This window comes from Terasakiella sp. 4MB5A (genome assembly GCF_050058155.1).
Taxonomy (GTDB): Bacteria; Pseudomonadota; Alphaproteobacteria; order Rhodospirillales; family Terasakiellaceae; genus Terasakiella; species Terasakiella halodenitrificans.
On record NZ_CP188815.1, the window covers coordinates 1,584,517 to 1,611,033 of the forward strand.

At 47.5% G+C, this 26,517-nt stretch carries 23 protein-coding genes, 1 tRNA gene and 1 pseudogene; 17 read left to right on the top strand and 8 right to left on the bottom strand.

From position 1 onward, the window contains the following. Position 1 precedes the first annotated feature (1 nt). Genes ACI0FF_RS07350 through ACI0FF_RS07365 form a run of 4 tightly spaced genes read left to right on the top strand, consistent with a single transcriptional unit; the run spans position 2 to position 3,425 of the window. Entirely contained in the window at positions 2-1,069 is a 1,068-nt protein-coding gene (locus ACI0FF_RS07350; protein ID WP_419799459.1) for a branched-chain amino acid ABC transporter permease, read from the top strand. Beyond that, complete coding sequence (locus ACI0FF_RS07355) at positions 1,066-1,908, top strand: alpha/beta fold hydrolase (protein ID WP_419799460.1); 843 nt, start codon at positions 1,066-1,068, stop codon at positions 1,906-1,908. Before ACI0FF_RS07350 ends, ACI0FF_RS07355 begins: the two co-directional genes overlap by 4 nt. 47 nt (positions 1,909-1,955) lie before the next feature. Next, positions 1,956-2,723 carry a CoA transferase subunit A gene (locus tag ACI0FF_RS07360; protein ID WP_419799461.1) on the top strand — a complete coding sequence of 256 codons (768 nt, stop codon included), beginning with the start codon at positions 1,956-1,958 and terminating at the stop codon, positions 2,721-2,723. A gap of 9 nt (positions 2,724-2,732) precedes the next feature. Continuing rightward, positions 2,733-3,425: a 3-oxoacid CoA-transferase subunit B gene (locus ACI0FF_RS07365; RefSeq protein ID WP_419799462.1), complete on the top strand. Its 693-nt coding sequence runs from the start codon at positions 2,733-2,735 to the stop codon at positions 3,423-3,425. A gap of 99 nt (positions 3,426-3,524) precedes the next feature. On the opposite strand, the gene ACI0FF_RS07370 is transcribed toward ACI0FF_RS07365, so the two are convergent. Both ACI0FF_RS07370 and ACI0FF_RS07375 read right to left on the bottom strand, forming a co-directional pair. Continuing rightward, positions 3,525-3,620, bottom strand: a complete 96-nt coding sequence (locus ACI0FF_RS07370) for an IS3 family transposase (protein ID WP_419799463.1) — start codon at positions 3,618-3,620, stop codon at positions 3,525-3,527. Positions 3,621-3,832: 212 nt separating this feature from the next. Continuing rightward, positions 3,833-4,016, bottom strand: a pseudogene (locus ACI0FF_RS07375) (IS3 family transposase); the annotation flags it as partial. Between the two features lie 324 nt (positions 4,017-4,340). On the opposite strand from ACI0FF_RS07375, the gene cas9 reads away from it, so the two are divergent. The 3 genes from cas9 to cas2 are packed head-to-tail and all read left to right on the top strand — an operon-like array spanning position 4,341 to position 8,732. Beyond that, positions 4,341-7,472: a type II CRISPR RNA-guided endonuclease Cas9 gene (gene cas9, locus ACI0FF_RS07380; protein WP_419799464.1), complete on the top strand. Its 3,132-nt coding sequence runs from the start codon at positions 4,341-4,343 to the stop codon at positions 7,470-7,472. After that, on the top strand, positions 7,469-8,383 hold the full coding sequence (cas1, locus tag ACI0FF_RS07385; RefSeq protein WP_419799465.1) for a type II CRISPR-associated endonuclease Cas1: 915 nt from the start codon (positions 7,469-7,471) through the stop codon (positions 8,381-8,383). Before cas9 ends, cas1 begins: the two co-directional genes overlap by 4 nt. 4 nt (positions 8,384-8,387) lie before the next feature. Further along, the gene (gene cas2, locus ACI0FF_RS07390; protein WP_229734339.1) at positions 8,388-8,732 is read left to right on the top strand and encodes a CRISPR-associated endonuclease Cas2; all 345 of its coding nucleotides are present in this window, start codon (positions 8,388-8,390) and stop codon (positions 8,730-8,732) included. Positions 8,733-9,250: 518 nt separating this feature from the next. On the opposite strand, the gene ACI0FF_RS07395 is transcribed toward cas2, so the two are convergent. Continuing rightward, positions 9,251-9,327, bottom strand: a tRNA-Pro gene (locus tag ACI0FF_RS07395). A 107-nt stretch (positions 9,328-9,434) separates the two neighbouring features. Next, positions 9,435-10,442, bottom strand: a complete 1,008-nt coding sequence (locus ACI0FF_RS07400; protein ID WP_419799466.1) for a polyprenyl synthetase family protein — start codon at positions 10,440-10,442, stop codon at positions 9,435-9,437. 114 nt (positions 10,443-10,556) lie between these two features. On the opposite strand from ACI0FF_RS07400, the gene ACI0FF_RS07405 reads away from it, so the two are divergent. Both ACI0FF_RS07405 and ACI0FF_RS07410 read left to right on the top strand, forming a co-directional pair. Then, complete coding sequence (locus tag ACI0FF_RS07405; protein ID WP_419799467.1) at positions 10,557-10,781, top strand: DUF2007 domain-containing protein; 225 nt, start codon at positions 10,557-10,559, stop codon at positions 10,779-10,781. Continuing rightward, a complete protein-coding gene (locus ACI0FF_RS07410) occupies positions 10,774-11,547 on the top strand; it encodes a tRNA1(Val) (adenine(37)-N6)-methyltransferase (RefSeq protein WP_419799468.1) in 774 nt (257 codons plus the stop codon). The genes ACI0FF_RS07405 and ACI0FF_RS07410 overlap by 8 nt, the downstream gene beginning before the upstream one ends. 1 nt (position 11,548) lies before the next feature. Here ACI0FF_RS07410 and ACI0FF_RS07415 read toward each other — a convergent pair whose 3' ends face one another. Further along, entirely contained in the window at positions 11,549-13,684 is a 2,136-nt protein-coding gene (locus ACI0FF_RS07415) for a diguanylate cyclase domain-containing protein (RefSeq protein ID WP_419799469.1), read from the bottom strand. A 278-nt stretch (positions 13,685-13,962) separates the two neighbouring features. Here ACI0FF_RS07415 and ACI0FF_RS07420 point away from each other — a divergent pair, with 278 nt between their 5' ends. From ACI0FF_RS07420 to ACI0FF_RS07445, 6 genes are all read left to right on the top strand, one after another. Next, complete coding sequence (locus ACI0FF_RS07420) at positions 13,963-14,670, top strand: hypothetical protein (protein ID WP_419799470.1); 708 nt, start codon at positions 13,963-13,965, stop codon at positions 14,668-14,670. 100 nt (positions 14,671-14,770) lie between these two features. Further along, positions 14,771-15,037, top strand: a complete 267-nt coding sequence (locus tag ACI0FF_RS07425) for a hypothetical protein (RefSeq protein WP_419799471.1) — start codon at positions 14,771-14,773, stop codon at positions 15,035-15,037. An 83-nt stretch (positions 15,038-15,120) separates the two neighbouring features. Beyond that, positions 15,121-16,008 (top strand): glycine--tRNA ligase subunit alpha, encoded by an 888-nt coding sequence (locus ACI0FF_RS07430; protein WP_419799472.1) that lies wholly within the window; start codon positions 15,121-15,123, stop codon positions 16,006-16,008. 1 nt (position 16,009) lies between these two features. Beyond that, positions 16,010-18,094 (top strand): glycine--tRNA ligase subunit beta, encoded by a 2,085-nt coding sequence (gene glyS, locus ACI0FF_RS07435; RefSeq protein ID WP_419799473.1) that lies wholly within the window; start codon positions 16,010-16,012, stop codon positions 18,092-18,094. 107 nt (positions 18,095-18,201) lie between these two features. Further along, positions 18,202-20,868, top strand: a complete 2,667-nt coding sequence (gene ppdK, locus ACI0FF_RS07440) for a pyruvate, phosphate dikinase (RefSeq protein ID WP_419799474.1) — start codon at positions 18,202-18,204, stop codon at positions 20,866-20,868. 16 nt (positions 20,869-20,884) lie between these two features. Beyond that, on the top strand, positions 20,885-21,826 hold the full coding sequence (locus tag ACI0FF_RS07445) for an ArgK/MeaB family GTPase (RefSeq protein WP_419799475.1): 942 nt from the start codon (positions 20,885-20,887) through the stop codon (positions 21,824-21,826). A 9-nt stretch (positions 21,827-21,835) separates the two neighbouring features. Here the strand turns inward: ACI0FF_RS07445 and ACI0FF_RS07450 are convergent, their stop codons facing one another. Beyond that, complete coding sequence (locus ACI0FF_RS07450; protein ID WP_419799476.1) at positions 21,836-22,450, bottom strand: FecR family protein; 615 nt, start codon at positions 22,448-22,450, stop codon at positions 21,836-21,838. 223 nt (positions 22,451-22,673) lie between these two features. Between ACI0FF_RS07450 and ACI0FF_RS07455 the strand changes: the two genes are divergently transcribed. Next, positions 22,674-24,002, top strand: a complete 1,329-nt coding sequence (locus ACI0FF_RS07455) for a sodium-dependent transporter (protein WP_419799477.1) — start codon at positions 22,674-22,676, stop codon at positions 24,000-24,002. A 110-nt stretch (positions 24,003-24,112) separates the two neighbouring features. Then, positions 24,113-24,745: a LysE family translocator gene (locus ACI0FF_RS07460; RefSeq protein ID WP_419799478.1), complete on the top strand. Its 633-nt coding sequence runs from the start codon at positions 24,113-24,115 to the stop codon at positions 24,743-24,745. Here ACI0FF_RS07460 and ACI0FF_RS07465 read toward each other — a convergent pair. Both ACI0FF_RS07465 and ACI0FF_RS07470 read right to left on the bottom strand, forming a co-directional pair. Further along, on the bottom strand, positions 24,742-25,650 hold the full coding sequence (locus ACI0FF_RS07465; protein WP_419799479.1) for a DMT family transporter: 909 nt from the start codon (positions 25,648-25,650) through the stop codon (positions 24,742-24,744). The two genes, ACI0FF_RS07460 and ACI0FF_RS07465, sit on opposite strands and share 4 nt — an antisense overlap. Beyond that, on the bottom strand, positions 25,650-26,477 hold the full coding sequence (locus tag ACI0FF_RS07470) for a YgfZ/GcvT domain-containing protein (RefSeq protein ID WP_419799480.1): 828 nt from the start codon (positions 26,475-26,477) through the stop codon (positions 25,650-25,652). The genes ACI0FF_RS07465 and ACI0FF_RS07470 overlap by 1 nt, the downstream gene beginning before the upstream one ends. Between the last annotated feature and the right edge of the window lie 40 nt (positions 26,478-26,517).

Below are 26,517 nucleotides of genomic sequence, written 5' to 3' on the forward strand. Positions count from 1 at the left end.
GATGTTTTCTTATATTTTCTCCGGTGACTTTCCGCGTTCAAAAATGCTGACCTTGTTGTTGGTGGTGATCGTGGCAGGACTTGTGCTGACACCATGGCTGTTCCCTGGCTCACGTTCAATGGAAACGGCAATGCGGATTGCCATTTTTATTGTTCTTGTCGCCAGCTATGACTTGTTGTTGGGCTATACAGGTATTGTGTCTTTTGCCCATACCATGTTTTTTGGTATTGGTGCTTATGGGGTAGCGATTACGCTCAATGAAATGGGGCGTAGCTACGAAGGCATTGTTATCGGGACGCTTTTGGGGTTTGTCTGTTCTGTCTTCTTGGCGTTTCTCATTGGTTTATTCAGCCTGCGGGTGAAGGCGATCTTTTTTGCCATGGTGACATTGGCGGTCGCCAGTGCCTTTACGTTACTGGTGTCTCAGCTTTATCAATTTACCGGTGGTGAAGATGGTTTGACCTATTCCATCCCGCGCGAGTTATCTCCGGCGTTTAAGCTGGTTCAGGATAAAATCTTTGGTGTGCAGATTAACGGGAAGCTGCTGCTTTATTATTCTATCCTGTTTATCTCGTTCGGGTTGTTCCTATTCATGTTGCGGGTGGTGAATTCACCGTTCGGGCGTGTGCTACAGGCAATCCGTGAAAATGAATTTCGTGCCGAAGCGATTGGCTATCGTACCGTGATTTATCGCACAGCAACAAATTGTCTGGCTGCCGGGGTCGCCGCATTGGCAGGCAGTTTGATGGCAATATGGTTGAAATATACCGGACCGGACACGACGCTTAGCCTCAATATCATGGTCGATATCCTGTTAATGGTGGTAATTGGCGGTATGGGGACCCTTTATGGTGCGGTTATCGGGTCGACTTTGTTCATTATGGCGCAGAACTACCTGCAGGAATTGATGAAAGTGGCTTCCGATCAATTTAGTGCAATGGGCCTGCCCTTGCTGCCGGAATTGATCCATCCGGACCGTTGGTTGTTGTGGTTTGGTATCCTTTTCATTCTCTCGGTTTATTTCTTCCCGACAGGTATTGTTGGTCGATTAAGAAAGGCAAAAACATGACGCAGACACCCGTTTCACATTATATCACCTGTCAGGGGCGTGAAGTTCACGTCACGGAATGGGGCAAAGGTAACGCGGAAAAAATGGTCATGTGGCATGGCCTCGCGCGTACGGGTCGTGATTTTGATCCGTTGGCACAGGTTCTGGCTGAACGCTATCACATCATCGCACCAGATACGATTGGACGCGGCCTGTCACAATGGGCGGTTCAACCGGACACGCAATATTGTCTGGATTTTTATGGCAAAATCGCAAGCGATCTCTGTGCTCACTTTGGATTTCAAACGTATAAATGGATTGGCACGTCTATGGGGGCGGCACTGGGCATTCGTCTGGCGGCAACCACAATGCGTGACAATATGACCCATCTTGTCTTGAACGATATGGGGCCAAAAATTGAACCGTCTGCGATTGAGCGTATTTTGACCTATGCGGGTAATCCACCTGTGTATCAGAGTGTCAGTGAATTGGAAAAGGGCTTGCGCACGATCTATAAACCTTATGGTTATTTGACGGACGATCAATGGCGTTTGATGGCAGAAACATCCGTGCGTCGCAATCCCGATGGTACAGTCACCATGCATTATGATCCGAAGATGGTGCGTCAATTTATCGCCCATCCCAATGATTATGATCAGTGGGATTACTTTAACAGCATTGAATGCAAGATGTTACTGATCCGTGGGGCTGAAACGGATCTCCTGTCCGCAGAAACCCGCGATACGATGCTGGAAAATAACAAAAATTGCGAACTTTATGAAGTTGAAGGGGTCGGCCATGCGCCAGCGATGAATGTCGCAGAACAGATTGAGCGCATTCAGAGCTTTCTGGACAGCTAGCATAAAAAACAAGGCATAAAATAACATTATCCTGTAGGGAGGAATTAATGAGCGTTCATAACAACAAGGTTATGGCGATCGGTGAAGCTATGTCCAAAATCAAGGATGGCGCACGGATCATGATCGGGGAATTTGTTGGCGCAGGTGAGCCATTGTGCTGCATTGACTGGTTGCTGGAACAAAAGGTCAAAGACTTGACCCTTATTACAAACACACCGGGGTTTGCAGGCGGTGATTTTGGAAAATCGCAATTATTTGGTGTAGGATTAGTGAAGGAATTGATCTCCACCCATGTTGGAACAACCCCAGAATCAAGTCTTGCTTATCTTGAAGATCGTATGTTGGTGAAACAGTATTTACCCATGGGGACATGGGCGGAAAAAGTCCGGGCAGGTGGGCATGGTCTAGGCGGTGTGCTGGTGCCAGTCGGGGTTGGTATTTTAGATGAAGAAGGGCTTTTTCCTGATTTGGATGAACCGAAATCGAAAGTGACTGTCAACGGACAGGATTTCTTTATTGAAGAAGCGCTGAGTGCGGATGTGTCAATCATCAAAGGCTGGAGGGCAGATGAGCTGGGGAATGTGGAATTTCGCTTCACCAGTCGTCAAAATCAACGCGATATTGCCATGGCCGGAGATTTTACGATTGTTGAAGTAAACGAGATTGTTCCTGTTGGCACCATAGAACCGACGGATGTGGGCTGCCCGGGGCCGTTTGTGGATGCGGTGGTGCAGGGCCACAGTCTTGAGGCACAACAAGATATTTACCGTAAACGTTGGGTACAGGCGGGCAAGCTGACAACGCCAGCAGCATAAGGGGAGAGAATGACCATGCAAACACTGGATTTTAACACAATGAATGCCCGTGAAATTATTGCACGTCGTGCGGCGTTGGAACTACGGGACAGAGAAGTCGTTAATCTGGGACTTGGTATTCCGACGCAGACGGCAAACTATCTTCCTGACGGGGTGAATGTGATTTTCCACACGGAAAACGGCGCGTTCGGGTTTGGGCCGAAACCTGCCTTTGATCAGGCTGATGGTGACATAACCAATGCGGGCTGTGAACCGATTACGCTAAATCCTGGTGCGTCCATTATGGATCTGACAACATCACTTGGGGCGATGCGCAAAGGGTATATTGATGTCACTATTCTGGGTGGTCTGGAAGTGGATGCACAGGGAAATTTGGCCAACTGGGCGGTGAAACGCAACGGAAAATGGTGGCCCGGTATCGGCGGGGCGATGGATTTGTGTTATGGCACACAAAAAGTGATTGCGGCCATTAATCATACGGAAAAGAACGGTACGCCGAAAATTAAGGAACGTTGCACCTTGCCTTTGACCGGATCAAAATGTGTCAAAACCATTGTGACTGAGAAGGCGGTCTTTGATGTAGTGGAAACAGGTCTGATTTTGCGCGAATATGCACCGGGACTGAGCGTTTCTGATATTGAAAATATGACAGATACAGCCTTTCAAATCTCTGATGATCTATGTGAAATGGTGTTGTTATAGGTTGATCTGTCCAGAACTCATCAAGATTAAACCCTACCGCAATGATAAAAAAATGGGAACTGGACACGCTGCACCAAAGTGGAAGGATACTTTACTCTGTTATGCAGTCTTCATTTCAAACTTCATGGGACTAATATTTTCCAAGTATGAATGTCGACGTTTGTGATTGTAAAATTTGTTGATGTATTTGAACAAGTCTTTTCCCGCTTGATCTCTGGTTTAAAAAGTTGTCCGCCAAACGAGTTTAGCCTTCAATGATTTAAAGAATGTCTCCTCGGCGGCGTTGAAGGCTTTGCTCATCAAGGTAATAGAATGTTCTGTCTTCTTTGCATTGATAAATTCATATCTCACCGCTTTTGGCTGGCAAAGACCCCAGCAAGCCGGGACGGTGGGTGAGACCGTCAACTTTTTTTAATCTCCCGTTCCTCCTTCAAAATACGGTTCTCTTTACGAAGACGAGCTAATTCTTTTTGAACATCATCTTGCTATCAAGTCATCATGTTTATACAGGGCAACCCATTTATTGAGAGTGGACACAAGATCCGCAGCCACTTCTTTGCGTGTCAGTCTACTGGTTAAGGCAAGCTGGATAGCTTATGATTTAAACGCATGTAATTTTTTTGAGATTCATTTGTGCCTCCTGTTGATCTCAATCTAACAGAAAGTACTCTCCACTTTACAGGGACGGGACCAAAGATTGTTAAAGCTATTTTAGTAAAAGTTACAATCTGTGTTTATAATGAAAAAAGGTAGGCCGGAGCCTACCTTTAATTTTTTGGAATCATCCTTGTTAACGGGATGACCGCATTTTCTAAAAAGCTGTCCTTATATTCCCTCCATTTTATGGCATTGTCAATAGCTTCGTTTATCTTTAGATTGCATAGAATGTGATTTAATAAACAAAAAGAGGGCGATATGGGGTACCGTTTGGGGCTTGATTTAGGAACGAATTCGATTGGCTGGACAGCATTAACAATTGATCCGGCAAAAGAAGGATTGGAACGTTTTTCTCTTTTAGACATGGGGGTACGCATCTTTCCAGACAGCCGCGAACCGGCAAAGGGCGGGCGTGTCGGGGATAGCTTGGCGGTTGCCCGGCGCATGGGGCGCGGTATGCGGCGCAATCGAGATCGCGGTAAAAATCGCATGGCTTACATGATGCGTTACCTTATTGATTTAGGATTGATGCCGACTGACAAGGAAGAACGCAGGGCACTGGAAAACTTAAATCCCTATCAACTTCGTGCAGAAGGTTTGGAACGTCCCTTATCGCCTTTTGAATTAGGACGTGCGCTTTTTCAACTGGGGTTGCGCCGTGGCTTTAAATCAAATCGTAAAGAGAGCACCGAAGCCAAGGAAGAAACGACACGTGCCCAGCAAATCAGCACTTTGCGCGAGGCTTTGGGCAACAAAACCCTGGGGCAGTTTTTATGGCAGAGATTACAAGCGGGTGAACCCGTCCGATTTAAAGAGGGAACGGATTGGTTCCCTGATCGTGCTATGTATGCGGAAGAATTTAATGCCTTAAAAGATACACAGCTTCCCCATCATCAATTGAGTGAAGAAGAATGGGACCGTTTGCGCGATAATTGTGTTCTTTTCCAGCATCCTTTGCGTCCGGTGGAGAAGGGACGTTGTACTTTGCGACCTGAATTTCGCCGCGCCCATCGTGATACGCCCATTGCACAATGGTTTCGCATTTATCAGGATGTGGGGAATTTGCGCTGGATTGATGAAAAACTGCAAAGCCATCCGTTAACACCAGAACAACGCGATGCAATTATTCAAACCCTGCTCACACAAAAAACGGTGACATGGGGCGGTATTCGAAAGTTAAAGGGCGCGGATGGTAAGTCTCTTTTCCATCGCGATTACCGTTTTAATCTGGAAAGTGAGCAACGCAAGAAACTGGATGGTCATAAAATCGCGATCTGGATGAAAGCGGATGAACGGCTTCAAGACCTGTGGGAAACGATTTCACCTCAGACCCTTGATGATATTTTTGAGGATCTGCACGGCACGTTGGAGGATGAGAAGTTAGTTCCGCACCTGATCCGCAAACATAAAATCACGTCGGAACAGGCCGAAGCTTTTGCGGAGCTACCCATTGGCAGTATGACGGTTAACCTGTCGCGTCAAGTCATGGAAGAACTATTGCCGATTATGCGAGATCAGGGGCTGGAATATTTTGATGCCGTCACGCAGCTGTGTGATGAAACAGGAAATCCCTTGCATCATAGTGCCTTGGGAAGCGTCGAAAAAAGAAAAAAGCTGCCTTATTACGGCGAAATCCTCTCTCAATCCGTTATGGGGGAAGATACAAGCAAAGACCCGCAAGTCGACCCTGAAGGACATTTTGGACGTATTGCCAATCCAACGGTGCATGTGGCCCTTAATCAGTTACGTGTGCTGGTCAACAGTTTGATTGATCGTTTCGGCGAAGCGCCTGCTGACATTCATGTGGAACTGTCGCGTGATCTCAAGCTGGGTCCAAAGCAACGTAACGAAATTAATAAAGAGATTGCAAAGAACACCAAGCGTAATGAAAAACTGGCTGCGTTGTGGCAGGAAATTTCCAAGGGGCGCGTGGCTAATGCGCGTGATCTGAAAAAGGTCAAACTGTGGGAAGAGTTAAGCACAGACATCATGGCGCGACGTTGTGTCTTTACAGGTAAGAATATTGCGGGACATCATCTGGTAAATGGCGAGGTGGAAATCGAGCATATTCTACCGTTCTCACGTACATTGGATGACACGATGGCTAATCTGACATTGGCGTTCAAAGGGGCAAACCGGGTGAAGGGTAATAATTCCCCGTTTGAGGCTTTCGGTGCCAACCGTCATCCTGATTTTGATTGGGAAGGCATACTGGACAGAGCCTCGCGTCTGCCCAAAAACAAACGCTGGCGTTTTGCTGCGGATGCAATGGAAAAATGGGAGGGCGAGAACGATTTTATTGCGCGTCAAATGACAGACAACGCCTATATCGCTCGATCAGCCCGCAAATATTTAAACTGCCTGAGCGATCATGTGGTTCCCGCACCGGGGCGATTGACGGCAATGTTACGGGGGAAATGGCATTTAAACCTTGGCGAAGATGGACGAAAAAGCCGGGAAGATCATCGCCATCATGCCATTGATTCCTTTGTCGTGGCATTAAGTGACCGGTCTGTGTTGCAGCGTGTCTCCCGCCTAAGTGCACGTGGCGCGGATGACCGTATTCATATGGAAATACCCGAACTCCCCGGCCAGTTGCGACAGGACTTCAAGAAAAAGCTTGATAACATCCTGATTTCCTACAAGCAGGATCACGGCATTCAGGGGCGGTATTTTAACGAAACATCTTATGGCGTTTTGCCTGAAAGCCAGCACCGCGATGGTTATAATCTGGTGACGCGCAAACCGATTGCTTCTCTCAGTCCCAACGAACTTGACGCTATCCGTGATCCGTTGATACAGGCCAATATCAAAGAGCATCTTTACGATCTTGGCTGGTATGGCCTATCCAAAACGGACCAAGCCAAGAAATTGCCGGAATATTTAAGTGCGTTTGGCAAGGAACATAATATTCATCGCTTGCGAATTCTGGTTAAAAACCAGTCAGCGATTGCCATTAAAAGCGCCCCGCATAAGGCCTATGCACCGGATAGTTATGTCTGTTGCGATATATGGGCCTTGCCAAAAGGCAAAAAAGGCAAGTGGAAACAAGGCGAAGAAACATGGCAAGGGGTGTTCTGGAATTATGCCGAATGTGCCCAATTCGGTACCGATCTACCCGATAAGAACACGCAAAAGCCACACCCGGCGGCCCGGTTTGTCATGCGTGTTTTTAAAAAAGATATGGTTTCATTCTATGAAGGTGGGGTTGAGCAGATCATGCGTGTTACAGACTTGAATGCTTCAAGCAAGCGCCTTGGATTAGCGCATCATAACATTGCAGATGCACCACAAAAACTATTTTCTATTAGTACGCTTGGAGAGAAGGGATTGCGTCAGATCTTTATTTCCCCTGACGGGCGTTACTTGAATAAAAGGAGAACCCCATGATTGGCGGTGTGGTTGAAATTGCCGAAGATGGCCGGCATTTGTCGCTTTTTCGCGGGTTCTTAAAGGTCAACGAAGGTGCAACTGAATTGGGGCGGGTGCCCTTGGATGATATCACGGCTCTTGTCCTGTCCGCCCATCAAATCAGCTTGTCCAAAAACATCATGTCGGCTTTGCTGGAACGCAAAGTGATTATCGTAACAACGGGTAAAAACTGGCATCCCTTGGGCCTTACGTTGCCGTTGGAGGCCCATTATGGTCATGCAGGGATTTTACGTGACCAAATTGCCCTATCAGAAGCCCGGCGAAAAAGGCTTTGGCAACATCTCGTACGCCGTAAAATTGAAAATCAGAAATATATTCTGGAGTGCGCTGGGGCAAACCCGGATAAAGTTCAGGAACTGGGTACCTTGATAAAACGTGTACGTTCTGGTGACCCTGATAATATCGAGGCCCAAGCGGCGCGTCATTATTGGCCTGCCTTGATGGGAAAGGATTTTCGCCGTGATCGGACATTGGATGGACCAAATGCCTTTCTCAATTACGGCTATACCATCTTGCGCGCTGCAACCGCGCGGGCGGTCGTTGCAGCAGGTCTACATCCGGCCTTGGGGTTACATCATAAAAGTCAGGTCAATGCCTTTGCTTTGGTTGATGATTTGATGGAACCGTTTCGCCCCATCGTGGATGGCAAGGTTGCGAAAATCGCCCCTCAGACAGAAGAATTAACGCCGGAATATAAACGCGCGCTCGTCAGCCTCTTGCAATTGGATCTATTGACAGAAAAGGGCGCTTCTCCCTTGGTGAATTGCCTGCATCAACTGGCACGTTCCGTGGTGGTGTGTTTGACGAACAAAGAGGCAAACCTCCAATTGCCCCCATTAAAACAGTCAGGCAGTTTGTTTATGGGGTAATTAAATGATCGTTGAACAGGAAACATGGGTAAGCGGGTATCGGCTGATGTGGGTAATTGTGATGTTTGACCTTCCGGTTGTTGAAAAGAAAGATCGAAAAGCAGCAACCAGATTCAGGGATTATTTGTTGGATGAAGGTTTCGCAATGGGCCAATTTTCGATATACTATCGGCTCTTATCGGGCAAGGAAGCGGTCGAATCTTTAAGAAAAAGGATCGAGCGAAATCTGCCCAAATATGGCACAGTCCAAATACTGGCGATTACGGATAAACAATATGAAAATATTCAAACCTTCAGAAGCCGCAAGTCGGAATCGTCAAAAAACCCGGAACAATTGCTTTTGTTTTAATGGTATTTTTCTATTTTTAGAAAATGAAAAGGCCAGTTTATCATTTAAAAAAAATGAACTGGCCTTTATCTAAGTGTAGCTTCTTAGAAAATGCGGTCAACCCGCAACCTCGAACTCACAGGCAAAAAGGCTGACGGTAGTGTAGCTTCTTAGAAAATGCGGTCAACCCGCAACGTCGATAACTTCGTTTCAAATGCACGAGCTAGTGTAGCTTCTTAGAAAATGCGGTCAACCCGCAACCTTGATAGTGGAGCAAATAACAATCTTTTGAGTGTAGCTTCTTAGAAAATGCGGTCAACCCGCAACCGACATCAAAGAACGGATGGCGGTTTTGGAAGTGTAGCTTCTTAGAAAATGCGGTCAATTAAAGAAAACGCATTCTGCTAGGTATCCATTTCTTATTTCAATGAAATTTGCTTGAAAGAAGTGTGGGCACAAGTTGGGCACCGTATGGGCACCGACTTTTTTGAAGGAAAATGTAAAAACAAAAAACCCCTTGGTTTCCCAAGGGGTTATGTTGGTCGGGAAGAGAGGATTCGAACCTCCGGCCCCTGCCTCCCGAAGACAGTGCTCTACCAGGCTGAGCTACTTCCCGTTACCGATATGTCGAAGCGGTGAGTGTTGTTTTCGGGACACCGTTTCGATTTGTGTGGCGGTATATAGCCTGTCAGAACAGGCGTGGCAAGTCCAAAAATATTTTTTTTAATAGGCCCGTTCAATACAGAATTCGACGATGCCTTTCAGGGCTTCTCTGGCAGGAGTTTTGGGGAAAATATCCAAATCTGCGATAGCCTTTTCGCCGTATTCACGGGCCCGAGTGACGGTATCATTCAATGTGTTGTGTTTTTGTAGCAGGGTCAGGGCAAGTTCCAGATCTCCGTCCTGAAAGTTCTGATCTTCCTGCGTGCGTTTCCAGAAGGATTTTTCATCTTCATTTCCACGAGCAATAGCCAAAATCACAGGAAGAGTCATTTTGCCATCACGGAAATCATCCCCGACAGCTTTGCCGAGTTCTGCCTGTTTTGCGCTGTAATCAAGTGCATCGTCAATCAACTGGAAGGCGATGCCGAGGTTGTTCCCATAAGACTGTAAGGCTTCTTCTTGTTCTGTGGTCGCACCGGCAACAAGGCCGCCGACATGACAGGCTGCAGCAAACAGTTGTGCGGTTTTGGCTTGAATGACTTCGAGGTAGGCTTCTTCTGTGGTATCGGCATCGTTGGCGGTAATCAGCTGGAGAACTTCGCCTTCTGCAATGACGGAAGAGGCATGAGAGAGGATTTCCATCACTTTCAAGCTGTCAGCCTGTACCATCAATTCAAAACTGCGGCTGAATAGGAAATCACCGACCAGAACGCTGGCCTTGTTGCCCCAGATGGCATTGGCACTGTCTTGACCACGGCGTAAATCGCTTTCATCCACCACATCATCATGCAGCAGAGTCGCCGTATGGATGAATTCCACACAAGCGGCCAAACCGACGTGTTTGTTGCCTTGATAGTTAAGCAATTGGGCGCTTGCAAGCGTGAGCATCGGACGCAGTCGCTTGCCGCCGGCGGCAATGATATGACCGGCCAGTTGAGGAATGAGGGCGACGGGGCTTTGCATACGCTCCAAAATTGCGGCGTTTACTGCTTTAAGGTCGTCTGCCACCAGATTGGTGAGTGTTTCAACTGCCGAAGGGCCTGATGAGTGCTTATCCATGTTATCCATAACCGATAAATTGTAGTATAGCCTTGTGTTTTCTGGTTAAATCATCCAATAAAAACACAGCGCACAAGTCAAATAGCAGGTTTGCGCGGCTCTTGGAAGGGGGGATCTCATTTTATGAAAGAGTTAGTTGCCACCGGGGATTTGGTATTGCTCTCGGCTCTTAAGTATCACCTTGATTCAGAAGGGATAGCGTTTGATACCTTTGATGGATACGTTGGTAGTCTTTTTCCCGGGGAAATGTCCGTCGCCTCCAGCCGCATCATGGTGATTGATGAAGATTATGACCGTGCCAAGCGTTTGCTGAAAAGTTTGCAAGATGGAGAAATGGCTTGTGAGTGATCCACTGGCCCTAAGCGAAGACTTGTTTTTGGGCGGAAAAGTCCGGCTGTTACAACCGATTGACGGCTATCGCGCGGCAACGGACCCTGTTTTATTGGCCGCAAGTATCCCCGCGCGTGCCGGACAACATATTTTAGATGTGGGCTGTGGCGTGGGGGCGGCGAGTTTTTGTTTGGCAGCACGGGTGGAAGATGTACATCTGAGTGGAATTGATATTCAAGATACGCTAGTGGATATCGCGCAGAAAAATTGCGCATTGAATGAAAGGGAAAATCGCGCCCGCTTTATTTGTGCTGATTTGTTATCCCGCCCTATGGACCCTGTGCCCAACTCATTTGACCATGTTATGGCAAATCCTCCTTTTTATGAGGCAGGATCAGGACACCGCCCGCCAAATGAAATCAAGGCCCGCGCCCATATGGAAGTGGCACAAGGCGCAAGTTTGCAAAATTGGGTGGATTATATGTTGCGCATGACCAAGCCAAAAGGAACCGTAACATTTATCAACCGCGTAGAACGTCTGGAAGAAACACTGGCGGCGTTGAAAGGACGGTTGGGAGAATTAATACTGTTTCCCATCTGGTCGATGAGTCCTACGGGGACGCAAGCGCGCGGGGCCAAACGGTTTATCCTGCAAGGGCGCAAAGGCATTAAAACGCCGCTGACATTTGCAAACGGTTTGGTGGTTCATGAAGATGATGGCAGTTATACCAAAAAGGCTAAAGCAATTTTGCAAGACGGCGATGGATTGTTTTTAAAACCGTGATTTATATTTGAGGCTGACCTTTGATAAAATCTGCGTAGTGATAGTAGCCGTTTTTACCTCGTTGTTTGGCAATGTACATAGCCACATCGGCAAAACGAACAAGGTCTTTTGCGCTGTTGGCGTCGCGGGGCAGGACCGCGATACCAATGGAAGCAGAGACAGCAAGCACATTCTGTTTATATGTCATGTCCTGTGCTGTTGCATGAATGACCTTATCTGCAACATTTTCAATGGCCTCTATAGATGTGGCATCCTGAATAATAATGGTAAATTCATCCCCGCCTAAACGGGCAGCGGTATCGCTGTGGCGCAGGCAGGATTGCAGGCGTTCAGCGGTTGTTTTTAAAACAAAATCTCCGGCATCATGTCCGTAGTTGTCGTTGATTAGTTTAAAGCCATCCAGGTCGATAAAGAGAAGGGCAAGATTACGGTCTTCGCGTTGGGCCAGAGCAACAGCATTTTCAAGGCGATCTTCAAACAGATTACGGTTGGGTAATTTGGTTAAGGCATCGTAATTGGCCTGTCGCCATACTTCATCCATTTCTGATTTATAACCGGTGATATCGCGCTTGACGGCAACAAAGTGTGTGACTTCACCATTGTGCTTAATCGGGGAGATTAGCGTTTCTTCCCAAAACAGGCCGCCGTCTTTCTTTTTATTTAAGAGTTCTCCATGCCAGTTTTTGCCGGCGCGCAGGTTGCTCCACATACTGTGGTAGACTTCGGGAGGGGTATAGCCTGATTTTAAAAGGCGTGGCGTTTTTCCAATGATTTCGTCTTTTGTAAAACCCGTGATTTCGCTAAAGCGTTTGTTGACATATTCGATTTTGCCATTGGAATCGGTGATGATGGTTGAAGCTGGACTTTCTTCAACAGCGGTAGAGAGTTTTAAAAGTTCGCTGTCTCGCTCTTTGCGCTTTGTAATATCACTGAATGTGAGAACAGCACCGATGAGTGTTTGATTTTCATGGACAGGTGCAACGTAATATTCAACAGGAAAGGCTTCGCCGGTAGAGCGTCTGAAATGCTCGTTATCACTTCCGGTTTCGCGACCTGAGCGAATAGCATCGGCAATTGTGAGGACTGTTGAATGATTGTCAATTCGACAGTGATGTCTGCTGACCTCATCAAAATTTTGCCCAATGATATCATCTAGACTGTCTAGATGCAGTAATTGTGCGGCTTTCAGGTTTGCAAAGGTACAAATGCCTTGTGCGTCCAGTGCAACAATCCCTTCGGCGGATGCATCAATAAAACGGCGAAATTGCGCTTGGGCTTCATGACGCTTTTTCGATTCTTCGCGCAGGTCTTGGGTGCGCAGGTTGACGATGGCTTCCTGTTCTTCGTTGATGGTCAGCAAAATGGCGAGATGGTGACGTAAACTGAATAAGGCAAGTAAACTTAAACTACACAGCAACAACCACGTAACGATATGGATCATGCGTTGACTGGCAATCTGGGTATCTTGCGCCTTTAAAAAGGGGAAGGCATCAAAGGATACACTGATACCGCCTCGAACATCCCCGACTTTATAACCTTGATGTTCATGGCATCCCATACAGGCTTGTTTGGTGATGAGGGGGGCCATGTATCGAAACTGAGTATCGCCATCAAAGGGGACAAATTCAAAATATTCACGGGCGCGTTTTTCAAAGGCCTTGAGGGCCGAAGCTTCCCATTTGTCCGGGGTGTTATCCGGGTTGATGGGGATAAGGCTGGTAATATGAATTGATGTATCGCTATTTTCACGGATAACGTTGCCAAGTTGACGGGTCATATAGGCAGGGTTTAGTTTCGTCAGTTCTTGCCCTGTGTCTGTTGTGACATCTTTGTCCTCGTCAACGAGGTATGGATTGGAAGGGGTTTCTGGGGTTCGTGGGACGTATACACCGCCGTGACGTGCGTTCCAAAGGCGAACATCTTCAATCATGGAGAAGACAAAACGTCCTTTGTTTGCGGCTATTTCTTCAATGTTATTTTGAATTTGAGAAACGTTATGCAAATAGGATGTGAGGACGATAATACTCCAGAGCGCAATAGGGAGTATCCAATAAGCCGGCTTCAGGATGAAACTGTTGACTAACGCATCTTTGTTCCATGCAAGCGCTTGTGAAATATTTTCGTTATTATTTTTCACATTTAGTTCCATGCTGACCTTTCATTCCCCCATTTTACATAGATGTATTTTCGAATAACCTAACATACATGATTGCTTAGTACCTGACTTTAATCAACCTCAAAGCCTTTTAAAATGATGGCAAAAGGTAGTTTTTTATGGTGTTTATTGTGAGTTCATGTAGTCTGTAAGGAAGTTTACATGATCCGAAAATGACGAGTATAAAACGAATAATGTCTAATCGTGTTGACAAGATGTCTCCCATGAGGCGGTTTTTTTTGACGAAGGAAGGACGCTAAATGAGCGGTACGGCGACGATTGCCATTACCGTAGGTGTTGCCGTTGCGGTTTTGGTCGGTTTCTTCATTGTCTATTATCTGGGCAATGTTGCCAACTCTATATACGACGTCAAAGTGGGCGTGCGGAAGGATTTTGATAAAAAAGTCAAAGAACTTCAAGAATGGGTCGAAAAAGATACAAAACAACGTGTCAACTGGATGCGCGACGAAAATAAATCCGAAGGAAAACGGTTCAAGGAAAGCATGGAAGGTCATTTGGAAGAAACCTTCGGTGAAATGACAAAAGAGCTGGAGCGTCTGCGCGCAGATATAACGTCCTTACAGGTTCAAATGCAGAATATGCAGCAAAAGCAAGGGGTTAAACCTTCTTATAACCATCAGGTCAATTCAAGTATGGCTGCATCTTCTGGGGGCTCTAACCCATTAGGGGATCTGGAAGTTCCTCGTGTGATGGTTGCGCCAAGTGAACAAGCGCCGGATATGGCGGCTGTTATTGATAAAAGCAACCCGAGTATGGGGGCCGCTGCTGCTGAAAAAACTGCGATTAAAAGCAAGCCTTCTCCGCCACCGCCGCCAACTTCCAAGCAACCTGCCGGTCGCACCTCTGTCGAAGAAAAAAACAAGCAAAAGCAGAAGAAAAAACGGCGTGATCCGGATGCGTTTGAATCTTTCAATCAATTTTCGGAAGATTTCAAGGCGGGGAGTTAGCCCTGTATCTTCAAAACAAATAAAAAATCTATTTCTTGAGGAGGGCAGCTTTGCTAAAACTGCCCTTTCGCTATTTCTGTCGTAAGGATTGTTTGAACCGATGTTTGGCTTAAGCCCGAATAAGATCCTGTTTACCGCTTTGATCATTGCAGCCGTCTGGTACGGTTTTAAATGGTTGAACCGCTTGCAGGCTGATCAAAAAAATAAGACCAAGCAGGCGGCGCGCAATGATCGCACGTCGGCGACCGAAACCCGTTCTAAAGATGCGGATTTCGAAGAATTGGTCGCTTGTCCCACATGTGGTGACTATGTTATTGCCGATAAAAAGTCAGGCTGTGGCAAAGAGAACTGTCCTTATGATAAATAATCGCGAACAAACTTGACCTGATATAGATTTATCAGCTAGTTTTTTCGCGCTGCAACAAACGTTTTTTAAAGATTGTGAAGACTATGGGCACGACACCCAATAAAAAAACCTGTTTTCAAAACCTGATCCTGTCTCTCCAGAATTTCTGGGCGGAAAAAGGATGTGTTATTCTGCAACCCTACGACATGGAAGTGGGCGCGGGAACTTTTCACCCGGCGACCACCTTGCGTACGTTAGGACCGAAACCGTGGAAAGCTGCGTACGTACAACCGTCGCGCCGTCCTGTTGATGGTCGTTATGGGGAAAACCCCAACCGTTTGCAGCACTATTACCAGTTTCAGGTAGTTTTGAAACCGTCCCCGGATAATTCACAGGACTTATATCTGGAATCTCTGAAACATTTGGGGATCGATACGGACCTGCATGATATTCGTTTTGTCGAAGATGATTGGGAAAGCCCGACATTGGGGGCTTGGGGCCTTGGCTGGGAAGTCTGGCTGGACGGTATGGAAGTCACCCAGTTTACGTATTTCCAACAGGTCGGCGGGATTGAATGTGATCCGGTATCTGTTGAATTGACTTATGGTCTGGAACGTTTGGCAATGTATATTCAAGGCGTGGAAAACGTCTATGATCTGGATTACAACGGTGAAGGCGTTTCCTACGGTGATGTATTCCTGCAAAATGAACGCGAACAATCCGCCTTCAACTTTGAACATTCCAACACGGATATCTTGTTCCAGCATTTCCGTGATGCAGAAACCCAGTGTCAACACTTGCTGGGATTGGAGAAACCGCTTGCGCTACCCGCTTATGAACAATGCGTGCGCGCCAGCCACACCTTTAACCTTCTGGATGCGCGCGGGGTTATCTCTGTAACTGAACGCGCCGCTTATATCGGGCGTGTACGGGCAATGGCAAAAGGCTGCTGTGAAGCCTGGATGACGACACAGACAGGTGAGGAGGCATAAAATGGCTGAGCTGTTACTGGAAATTTTAAGCGAAGAAATTCCGGCTCGTATGCAAGTGCGTGCTGCAAATGACCTGAAACGTCTTGTGTGTGAAGGTTTGGATAAAGCGGGTTTGGTCTATAGTGATGCGCGTTGTTATGTAACACCGCGCCGTCTTGCCCTTGTTATTGATGGCTTGCCGCAAAAACAACCCGATGTGCGCGAAGAACGCAAAGGGCCGAAGGTTGATGCGCCGGAAAAAGCCATTCAGGGCTTTTTGGGATCAACCGGGCTGACTTTGGATCAATGCGAAATTCAGGAAGGTAAAAAAGGCAGTTTTTATGTCGCTGTTATTGAAAAGACCGGACAAGATACCATTTTGGTCTTGCCGGAAATTCTTGCTGCAGCATTAAACGCGTTACCTTGGCCCAAGTCCATGAAATGGGGTTCTAATTCTTTGCGTTGGGTCCGCCCGTTGCAAAATATCCTGTGTGTTATGGACGGGGCAGTCGTTCCGTTCGATTTCGGGCCAGTGACCTCTTGCGGTTATACCCATGGTCACCGTTTTTTGGCACCGAAAGATTTTTCTGTGGATGATTTTGCCAGCTATCAAACGCTTTTGCGCGAACATAAAGTCATTCTGGATCAGGATGAACGCAAGCAAATCATTCGCGAACAAGCTGAGGCTGTCGCGAAAGAACAAGGTTTCGTTTTAAAAGACGACGAAGGTCTGCTTAATGAAGTTACGGGGCTGGTTGAATGGCCGGTGGTTCATGCAGGCCAAATTGATGACGCGTTTATGGAAGTACCGCAGGAATGTTTGATTACGTCCATGCGCTCTCATCAGAAATATTTCTCTTGCCTGAAAGAAGACGGCACATTGGCGCCGCGTTTTGTGGTTGTCGCTAACAAGATTGCCCCAGATGGTGGGCAGGCGATTATTGCCGGGAATGAACGTGTTTTGCGGGCACGTCTGTCTGATGCCAAGTTCTTCTGGGATCAGGATTTGAAGAAAAACCTCGAAGATCTGTTGCCGAAACTGGACGATATGTTGTTCCATGCCAAGCTGGGATCTATGGGGCAAAAAGTTCAACGGATGGAAAAACTGGCCGGGGAACTGTCTTCGATGATCGAAGGGGCTGATCTTGGCTTGTCTTGTCGTGCAGCGCATCTGGCAAAAGCCGATCTTGTTTCCGAAATGGTTTACGAATTTCCGGAATTGCAAGGGATCATGGGGGAATATTATGCCCGTCGCAAAGGTGAAAAGGACGAAGTCGCCCAAGCCATTGCACAGCATTATGCACCGCAAGGCCCCGGTGATGAATGCCCAAGTGCACCAGACTCCGTTGCGGTTTCTTTGGCTGATAAAATCGACACGCTGGTCGGTTTCTGGTCCATTGATGAAAAACCGACAGGTTCCAAGGATCCGTTTGCGCTGCGCCGTGCGGCCCTTGGTATTATCCGTCTGGTACTGGAAAACGGTTTGCGTTTGAACTTGCTGGAAGTTTTCTCGCAGGCCCATACCGCATATTCTACAGTTAATGGCCTAAGCTCCGTTCCGGCAGACCCGTCTGCGAACGAGCAAAGCCTGCTTGATTTCTTTGCCGATCGTTTAAAGGTTCACCTGAAAGACGAAGGTATTGCACACGACATGATCACGGCTGTTTTCTCCAAAGGTGATGAAGACGACCTTGTTCGCTTGCTGGCGCGTGTGAAGGCGTTGAAAGAGTTTCTGTCAAATGATGACGGAGCAAATTTGGTGGCGGCCTATCGCCGCGCAATGAACATTGTTCGCATCGAAGAGAAAAAAGACGGCGTCAAATATGACGGTGATGTCGATGCATCCCTTTTGGAACAGGATGAAGAACAAAAACTGTTTGAGAAGCTGGAACCAGTCATGGGGACTCTGGGCTCTGCTCTTAAAGACGAACGTTTTGCCGAGGCAATGACAGCTCTTGCTGCCTTGCGGGGACCGGTGGATGCGTTCTTCGATAAGGTGACGGTAAACTGTGAAAACGCCGATGTGCGTGCCAATCGTTTGCGCCTGTTGTCGCAAATTGGCCGTGCTTTGGATGGGATTGCGGATTTCTCCAAGCTGGAGGGATAAGCCGTTCGCCTGAATTTGTGTTTCCCGAAGGTTTCGGGAATCTGTTTGACAGAGTTCCCCGTCTTTGAAAAGGCGGGGACACAAGTGCTTTGAGAGGCGACAAAATCATGACGAAATGGGTTTACACCTTCGCAAAAGGTAAAGCCGAAGGCCGTGCCGACATGAAGGAACTGCTGGGTGGCAAAGGTGCCAACCTTGCACAAATGAGCAACCTTGGTATTCCCGTACCCGCCGGGTTTACAATCACGACCGAGGTTTGCACCCATTTTTATGACAATGGACGAACCTATCCCGATGATCTGAAAGAACAGGTCATGGCCGCTTTGACGGAAATCGAAGGGCAGATGAATGCCCGTTTTGGTGATCCGGAAAAACCACTTCTGGTTTCTGTGCGCAGTGGGGCACGTGCTTCCATGCCCGGCATGATGGACACGGTTCTTAATCTCGGTTTAAATGACGAAACGGTCGAAGGTCTGGCAAAAGCATCGGGGGACGCGCGTTTTGCTTATGACAGTTATCGCCGTTTTATACAGATGTATTCCGACGTGGTTTTAGGTGTAGATCATTATATCTTTGAAGAACTGCTGGAATATCTCAAGGATGAAAAAGATTATACCCTTGATACTGATTTAACCGGGGAAGACTGGAAAGAACTGTGTGTTCAATTCAAAGATAAAGTCCGTGAAGAACTGGACGAAGAATTTCCGCAAGACCCCGGTGCGCAATTATGGGGCGCCGTCGGTGCCGTGTTCAAATCATGGATGAATGCACGGGCCAATACCTATCGGATTTTGCATAATATTCCGGCTGAATGGGGGACAGCTGTTAATATTCAGGCGATGGTTTTTGGCAACATGGGCGAAAACTGCGCAACAGGGGTTTGTTTTTCCCGCAATCCATCCACAGGGGATAATCATTTTTATGGTGAATATCTGGTGAATGCACAGGGCGAAGATGTCGTTGCCGGTATTCGTACGCCACAACCTTTGACTCTGTTTGAAAAAGAAGAAAGTGGATCCAGTCTTCCGGCGATGGAAGAACTTATGCCCGATACATATCGTGAATTGGTTCAATATCGCGATGAACTGGAAGCCCATTATAAAGACATGCAGGATATGGAGTTTACCATACAGGAAGGTAAACTTTGGATGTTGCAAACCCGTGTCGGTAAACGAACCACAAAGGCGGCGTTGAAAATCGCCGTGGATATGTGCCATGAAGGTTTGATTACTCAGGAAGAGGCGGTTATGCGCCTTGATCCACGCTCCCTTGATCAACTTTTGCACCCGACACTTGATCCCGATGCACCGCGTGATGTCATGAGCCAAGGTTTGCCAGCTTCACCAGGGGCGGCCACCGGGCGAATTGTCTTTTGTTCCGAAGATGCGGAAAGTTGGGTCAAACGCAAAGAAGAAGTGATTCTTGTTCGTACAGAAACCAGCCCGGAAGATATTGGCGGGATGCATGTTGCACAAGGCATTTTGACCACACGGGGCGGGATGACCTCGCATGCGGCTGTGGTTGCGCGCGGTATGGGCACGCCTTGTGTGTCTGGTGCTGGGGATTTAAAGGTTGATCATCGCGCCAAAACATTAACCAGTTTCAATGGTAAGGTTTTGGTTGAAGGCGATGTCATTACAATTGATGGATCCAATGGGCAGGTTATGGCCGGGACGGTTCCGACAATCCAGCCGGAATTAAGCGGCGATTTTGCCAAATTGATGGAATGGGTAGACAAAATCCGCACAATGGGTGTTCGCACCAACGCCGAAACACCCCACGATGCAAAAATGGCGCGGTCTTTCGGGGCGGAAGGGATTGGCCTATGCCGTACAGAACATATGTTCTTTGACAGTGCGCGCATTAATTATGTCCGCGAAATGATCTTGGCAGATAATGAAAAGAAACGTCGTGAGGCACTGGCAGATATTTTGCCATTCCAACGTCAGGATTTTGAAGATCTGTTTGAAATTATGGAAGGTTTGCCGGTTACAATTCGTCTGCTGGACCCGCCGTTACATGAGTTTTTACCGCATAGCGAACGCGATATGGCTTTGGTTGCCGAAGTTGCAGGCATGTCGGTTGAACATGTCAAGGAACGCGCGAGCGAAATGGCGGAACAAAACCCCATGTTGGGTCATCGCGGTTGCCGTTTAGGTATCACCTATCCTGAAATTTATGAAATGCAGACGCGCGCTATTTTCGAAGCGGCCTGCAATGTCACCAAACGCGGGGGTAAGCCGGTTGTACCGGAAATTATGATCCCGCTGGTTGCCATGAAAGCAGAACTTGACCGTCTGAAAGAGGTGGTTGAGAAAACCGCACATGAGGTCTGTCAGGGTGAAGGGATCGAGATCGATTTTATCGTCGGAACGATGATCGAATTGCCGCGTGCGGCCTTGCGTGCCGGTGATATTGCCAAGACGGCAGAATTCTTCAGTTTTGGAACAAATGATTTAACGCAAACGACTTTTGGATTATCTCGCGATGATGCCGGTAGATTCTTGCGGGTTTATCAGGAACGCGGCGTGATTGAGGTCGACCCGTTTGTCTCTATCGATCAGGATGGCGTGGGTGAGTTGGTTCAGCTGGGCTGTGAACGCGGGCGCGCGACACGCCCTGATATCAAACTTGGTATTTGCGGGGAACATGGGGGCGATCCGGTGTCAATTGACTTCTTTAACCGTATTGGATTGAACTATGTGTCCTGTTCGCCGTTCAGGGTGCCAATTGCACGTTTGGCAGCAGCACAAGCTGCGTTGCGTCAAAGATAAAAATCTCAGGTAAACGATGAAGACGATTGATTTTGACCAATTGAAAAGTGGTAAAAAAGCCGCAATGGCACGGGCCTTGGCGCAAGTGGAACGTGAACCCGATAGCCGGGAAACACTGGACCTGCTTAATCAGGCCTATCGTGAACCGCAAGCGCAGGTCATCGGCATTACCGGACCACCGGGTGTGGGTAAATCAACATTAACCAATGCGTTGATCGCCCAATGGCGTGCGCTGGGCCGCACTGTCGGCGTGATTGCGGTCGACCCAAGTTCACGTCGTACCGGCGGGGCATTGTTGGGGGATCGGACCCGTTTCACCACCAACCCGGATGATCAGGGGATTTATGTACGGTCAATGGCGGCGCGTGACCGTTTGGGCGGGTTGGCTGGATTGACGGTATCGGGTATGGTCTTGATGCGCGCCGTTTACGATGTTGTTTTGATCGAAACGGTTGGTGTTGGGCAATCAGAAACCGACATTGTCGGGGTGGCAGATACGGTTTTGTTCTGTGTACAACCGGGCTCCGGCGATAGTTTGCAGTTTATCAAGGCCGGGATTGTTGAAATCCCGCATATTGTGGCGATTACTAAAGCAGATATGGGCGCACCGGCACGCCGGGCCATGGCAGATATGAAAGGTGCCCTTAATCTGGCAGGACGTATGGGGGCAGAACCTTGGGATATCCCGGTTTTGTTGTTATCTTCCATGCGTCAACAAGGGGTCGATGATCTGGTTGCGGCCTTTGATACGCATTTTGAATTTTTAAAAGCGCATGATTTCTTGAGCGGTGCGCGTCACACACAAGCCCGTCAATGGTTGGAAGAGGCTGTTCGCGAAAAGTTTGGGCGTGTGGGCCTCGGTCATGTGGTTGGGGATTTGGACATATCCCCGACAGACTCGCCCTTTGAACGTTTGTATGAAATTTCACAGACATTCCAAGGGCGATGGGGGAATTAACGCGCCCCCCTATTCAATCGTTTTTTTGGCCTGAGCCACTTGTTCTGGCGTTAAGGTGAAAACATCAACGGTGTTTTTACCTTTTTCAATGACTACGGCTTCCAGCGGATTGGTCAGAACAATTGTTTCCTTACCGCTGGTGATGCGCAGTTCGCCATCATCTAGCAGCGCCATTGTTAATTTATCGGCTGTTTGATGTCCCCAAAAATCAGTTCCACGAATGCCGATGGTTGCCAATGGGGTTTGGATGGTAAATGTGCTGCCATCCATTTTATTTAATGCGCCACTAACCATGCGGAAAACACCTTGGCTTAGGGTGAAAAAGGCTTTGCCCGGTTTGTTGGGCTGATAGACCAGTTCATCAATTTCTAAGCTGGAATGATCACCGATATACAACATTGTATTATCAATAAATCGGATTTCTATACGGGAGGCCGCACCTGTCTTAATTGTGTCTTGCCAAAAGACCGGATCATCCTTGCGTTGACTGAAGATGTTATCCAGACGCAAAACCGATGTGGCACCGCTGGCCCGCAAGGTTGTTCCGACAGGTTCATTGGCCCAACCGATGGATGTACAGACGAAAGAAATGAGAAAAGCAAGAAGAAGGACGGAATTTTTCAAGGGGGGATACTCCTGTTCAAGGGGAGGCAAAGATATATTGCTGTAATAAAATTACAAAATTGACCATTTGGTCAAGCGTTTCATTCTAATTTATTCAGAAACTTCGCAAGCCTATTTCTCACGAAAACATGTAATTTCGCCCGTTATGGTGTCAATAAAAATATACGTCATAAGAACGTTAAAACAAGCACCTTAACTTGGTAAATTGGGATTTATATTAGCAATGAATACACGGGAACAATGGGGTTCACGTCTTGGTTTTGTTCTGGCGGCTGCAGGTTCTGCGGTTGGTCTGGGCAATATCTGGAAATTCCCCTATATGACAGGTCAAAATGGCGGTGGTGCTTTTTTGATCATTTATCTGGCTTTGGTTTTCACAATTGGCTTGAGTGTTATGCTCGCTGAATTTGCGGTGGGACGTGCGGCCCAACGTAATCCGATTGGCGCCTTTGCCGTCCTTAAAGGCAAGCTATGGCCTATCGTTGGTTTTTTAGGTGTCTTGGCTGCTTTCCTCATTCTGTCTTTTTACAGTGTGGTCGCTGGCTGGACGATTGCCTATATCGTTAAAATGGCGAGCGGCGCGCTGGTTGGTGGTGCAGATGAACTTGGTGCGGCTTTTGGCGGTTTTATTTCTGATCCGGTGCAACCGATCATTTATCATGCTTTATTCATGGGATTGACGATTGCCGTTGTTTTGGGCGGTGTTCATGACGGGATCGAACGGGCCTGTAAAATTTTGATGCCAATGTTGTTTGTTCTGCTGATTATTTTGATTGGTCGGGCGGTTACATTGCCGGGTGCGGAAAAAGGTTTGGAATTTTTCTTGAAGCCGGACTTTTCCAAAGTCACGGCAGCGACTTTTAACGGTGCGTTGTCACAGGCGTTTTTCTCGTTGTCTATCGGTATGGGCGCGATGATTACTTATGGCTCTTACCTCAATAAAAAAGAGAACCTTGGTAAATCTGCAATCTGGGTTACATCACTGGACTCCGGTGTTGCCGTCTTGGCTGGTTTGCTGATTTTGCCAGCTGTGTTTGCGTTTGGGTTTGACCCTGCAGCAGGTCCGGGGCTGACATTTATTACACTTCCTGCAGTATTTGCACAAATGCCCGGCGGTGTGTTCTTTGGGGTTCTCTTCTTCTTCCTGTTGACCATTGCAGCGCTGACATCTGCTGTTTCTCTGTTGCAGCCGATTGTGTCTTATTTCAGTGATGAGAAAGGCTGGAATTCAAAAGTTGCAGCGATTGTTTTCGGTGTGGTTATTTTTACCTTGGGCATTCCGTCTTCCTTGTCTTTGGGCGTTTGGAGCGATTTCCTCATTATCGGCGAAAAAGGCTTCCTCGATTCCATGGATTATATTGCCTCCAACATCCTCTTACCGGTTGGCGGTATTCTGATTTCTATTTTTGTCGGTTGGGTTATGGCCGACAAAATGAAAGAGGAAGTGACGAACAATGGTGAAAAAACGTTCCCGTTCTTGGGCGCATGGCTCTTCATCTGTCGCTTTGTTGCACCTGTTGCAGTTGCATGGATTTTGGTAAGCGGCCTGTAATTTCGGGTTCTTAACCGACTTTACATTAACACCCCGTTCGAGTTTTATCTCGACGGGGTGTTTTTTTTGACTCAAGGACGATTGGCCTGTTTGTTGAAAGTGAGTGGCATATGATTGAAGGACAGTTTTTGGTATTTCTGGTTGCGATTACGTTGTTGACCATTGCACCGGGTGCAGACACGGTGATGATGACGCGCAATTCCATTCGTGGTGGTTTCAAGGACGGATTTGTGACCAGTGTCGGGATTTGTTCAGGGCTGTTCATACATGCGGCAATTTCTGCGGCAGGAGTGTCCTTGATTTTATTAAGTTCGGCTTATCTGTTCAGTGTGATTAAGCTGTTGGGTGCGGGCTATCTGATCTGGATGGGACTGCAAAGCCTTTTATCAGCCCTTAGAAGTGAGAAGGGTGTTGCAAAGCTGAATGTGGAAGATAAACGTTTTTCGGTTAAACGATCCTTGCGCGAAGGTTTTCTGTCTAATGTTCTAAACCCAAAAACCGCTGTGTTTTATATGGCTTTTTTGCCGCAATTTATTGATCCAGCAGGCAATGCATTTGTGCAAGCGCAAGGATTGGCACTTGTACATATCTTGATTGCGATGGTCTGGCAGTGCTTGATTGCTGCAATCGTTGACCGGGTGAAGGTTTTCTTATCCTCGCCCAAAGTCTTGCGTTGGTTTGATGGCGTTGTCGGTACTTTGTTGATCGGCTTTGGGTTAAAGCTCGCCTTTAACCGGGATTAAACAACAACCGGTGTATGTTTGCGATTGACCAGATAAATCCCAATGCCCACCATCACCATGGCAATCAGCAATGCCGGCGTCATGGGTTCATCCAAAATAAGCCCCCCAGCCAGAACACCGAAAAAAGGTGTTAAGAAGCTGAAGGACGCCAGTTTGGGCGCAGGATAGATACGGATCAGCCAGAACCAGACGATAAAGGTAAAGGTCGCAATCCAGATTGTTTGGTAAGCGACACTTGCAATTGCAACCGGTGTAAAGTGAATGTCGGCTATCGTTTCGCCCGAAACCCAGGCGGCAATGGGCATAATGAGGGCAGAGACAGACAATTGATACAGCAGGGTTTTGCTGGATGATGCTTTTGCCAATGGTCCCATCTTAATGACAACTGTTGTCGCCCCCCATGCAATTGCAGCAACAATAAGCATAAAGTCACCAATCAGCATGTCTTGAGTGGGAAAAGTAAAGGACTCGCCAAACGCGACGAGGATGCCGACAAAGGAACTGAACAAACCGATATATTGCAAACGGGTCAGTTTTTCCGTCGGAATGAAGAATTGCGATCCAAGGGCAACGACAAAAGGTGACATATACAGAAAAATAATGGCACGTGAGGCATTGGTGTATTCCAGACCGAAATAGACCAGCACAAATTCAAATGAAAAAAGCAATCCGGCCGCAATCCCCCACCACAAGGTGCCGTCTTTTTCAAACATTGGTTTACGTCGTAAAAGGACCCATAATCCGATAAGAATCGTCGCCCCACCAGAACGGATGGAGGATTGAACAATGGGGGCAATATCTGCGGCTGAAAGTTTAATCGCGACTTGTTGTAAGCCCCAGCTTGCGCACAGAACTGTCAACAGGATGATCGAAAGCCCATCCAAATGGTTTTTTGTATGGGGCATCAGGCGCTTTCAGGCAGGACCATCCAGTCTGGTTTCTTTGGGGTTAACTTGACACCGTTTGTTGTTAATTCATCTTCAAGTGCATCCAGTTTAAGGGTGGCAAGCGCCATGTTTTGAATGCCGGAATGAATTTCGCCAACAACCTTGTCGCCGGATGTAACCTCGGTTCCCGGTGCCGGGAGGTCGCCCTCAATTATTACAGGAAAGAGGCGCTTTCGGATCAAGGCACGGTATTTGGTGCGTGCGGTCAGTTCTTGGCCCATATAACAGCCTTTTTTCCAATCCACACCGTGTAGTTCGTCAAAACCGTTTTCCAGCAAAATGGATTTTTCAACCGTCATGTCGCGTGCCCCATCGGGCAGGCCCAATTGGATGCGCATTAATTCATAGGTTTCAAAAGGAACAGGCTCGGCATTTTCAATGTCTTGCCCGTTTGGCAATATGGCGCGATATCCGGCTTCTTCCAGACGGGGGTCGGCAAAGACACCGGGTTGAGTTGTTTTATCATCAAAGGCCGCAAATACATCATATTGCGCACTGACATCGGCAATGACGACATTGGCGCGCAGTTTATACATCATCAGCTTTTTCTTAAAGGCAGGCATAGCCTCTGCATCAATGTCCAGCAAGAGGGCATCATTTTCTTGGGCGATGAAAAAATCACAGAGGAACTTACCTTGCGGTGTCAGAAAAGCGGCATAAATTCCATCTGTGGCATTGACCTTGTTGATGTCGTTGGAAATCAGCCCCTGCAAAAAGTCCAGACGGTCTTCACCTTCGATTTTCAAGACGGCGCGGTTGGGAAGTTTGCAGTAAGAAAGGGACATGATTTTAGTTTCCAATATGGGCAGAGGGGATGTTTTTGTA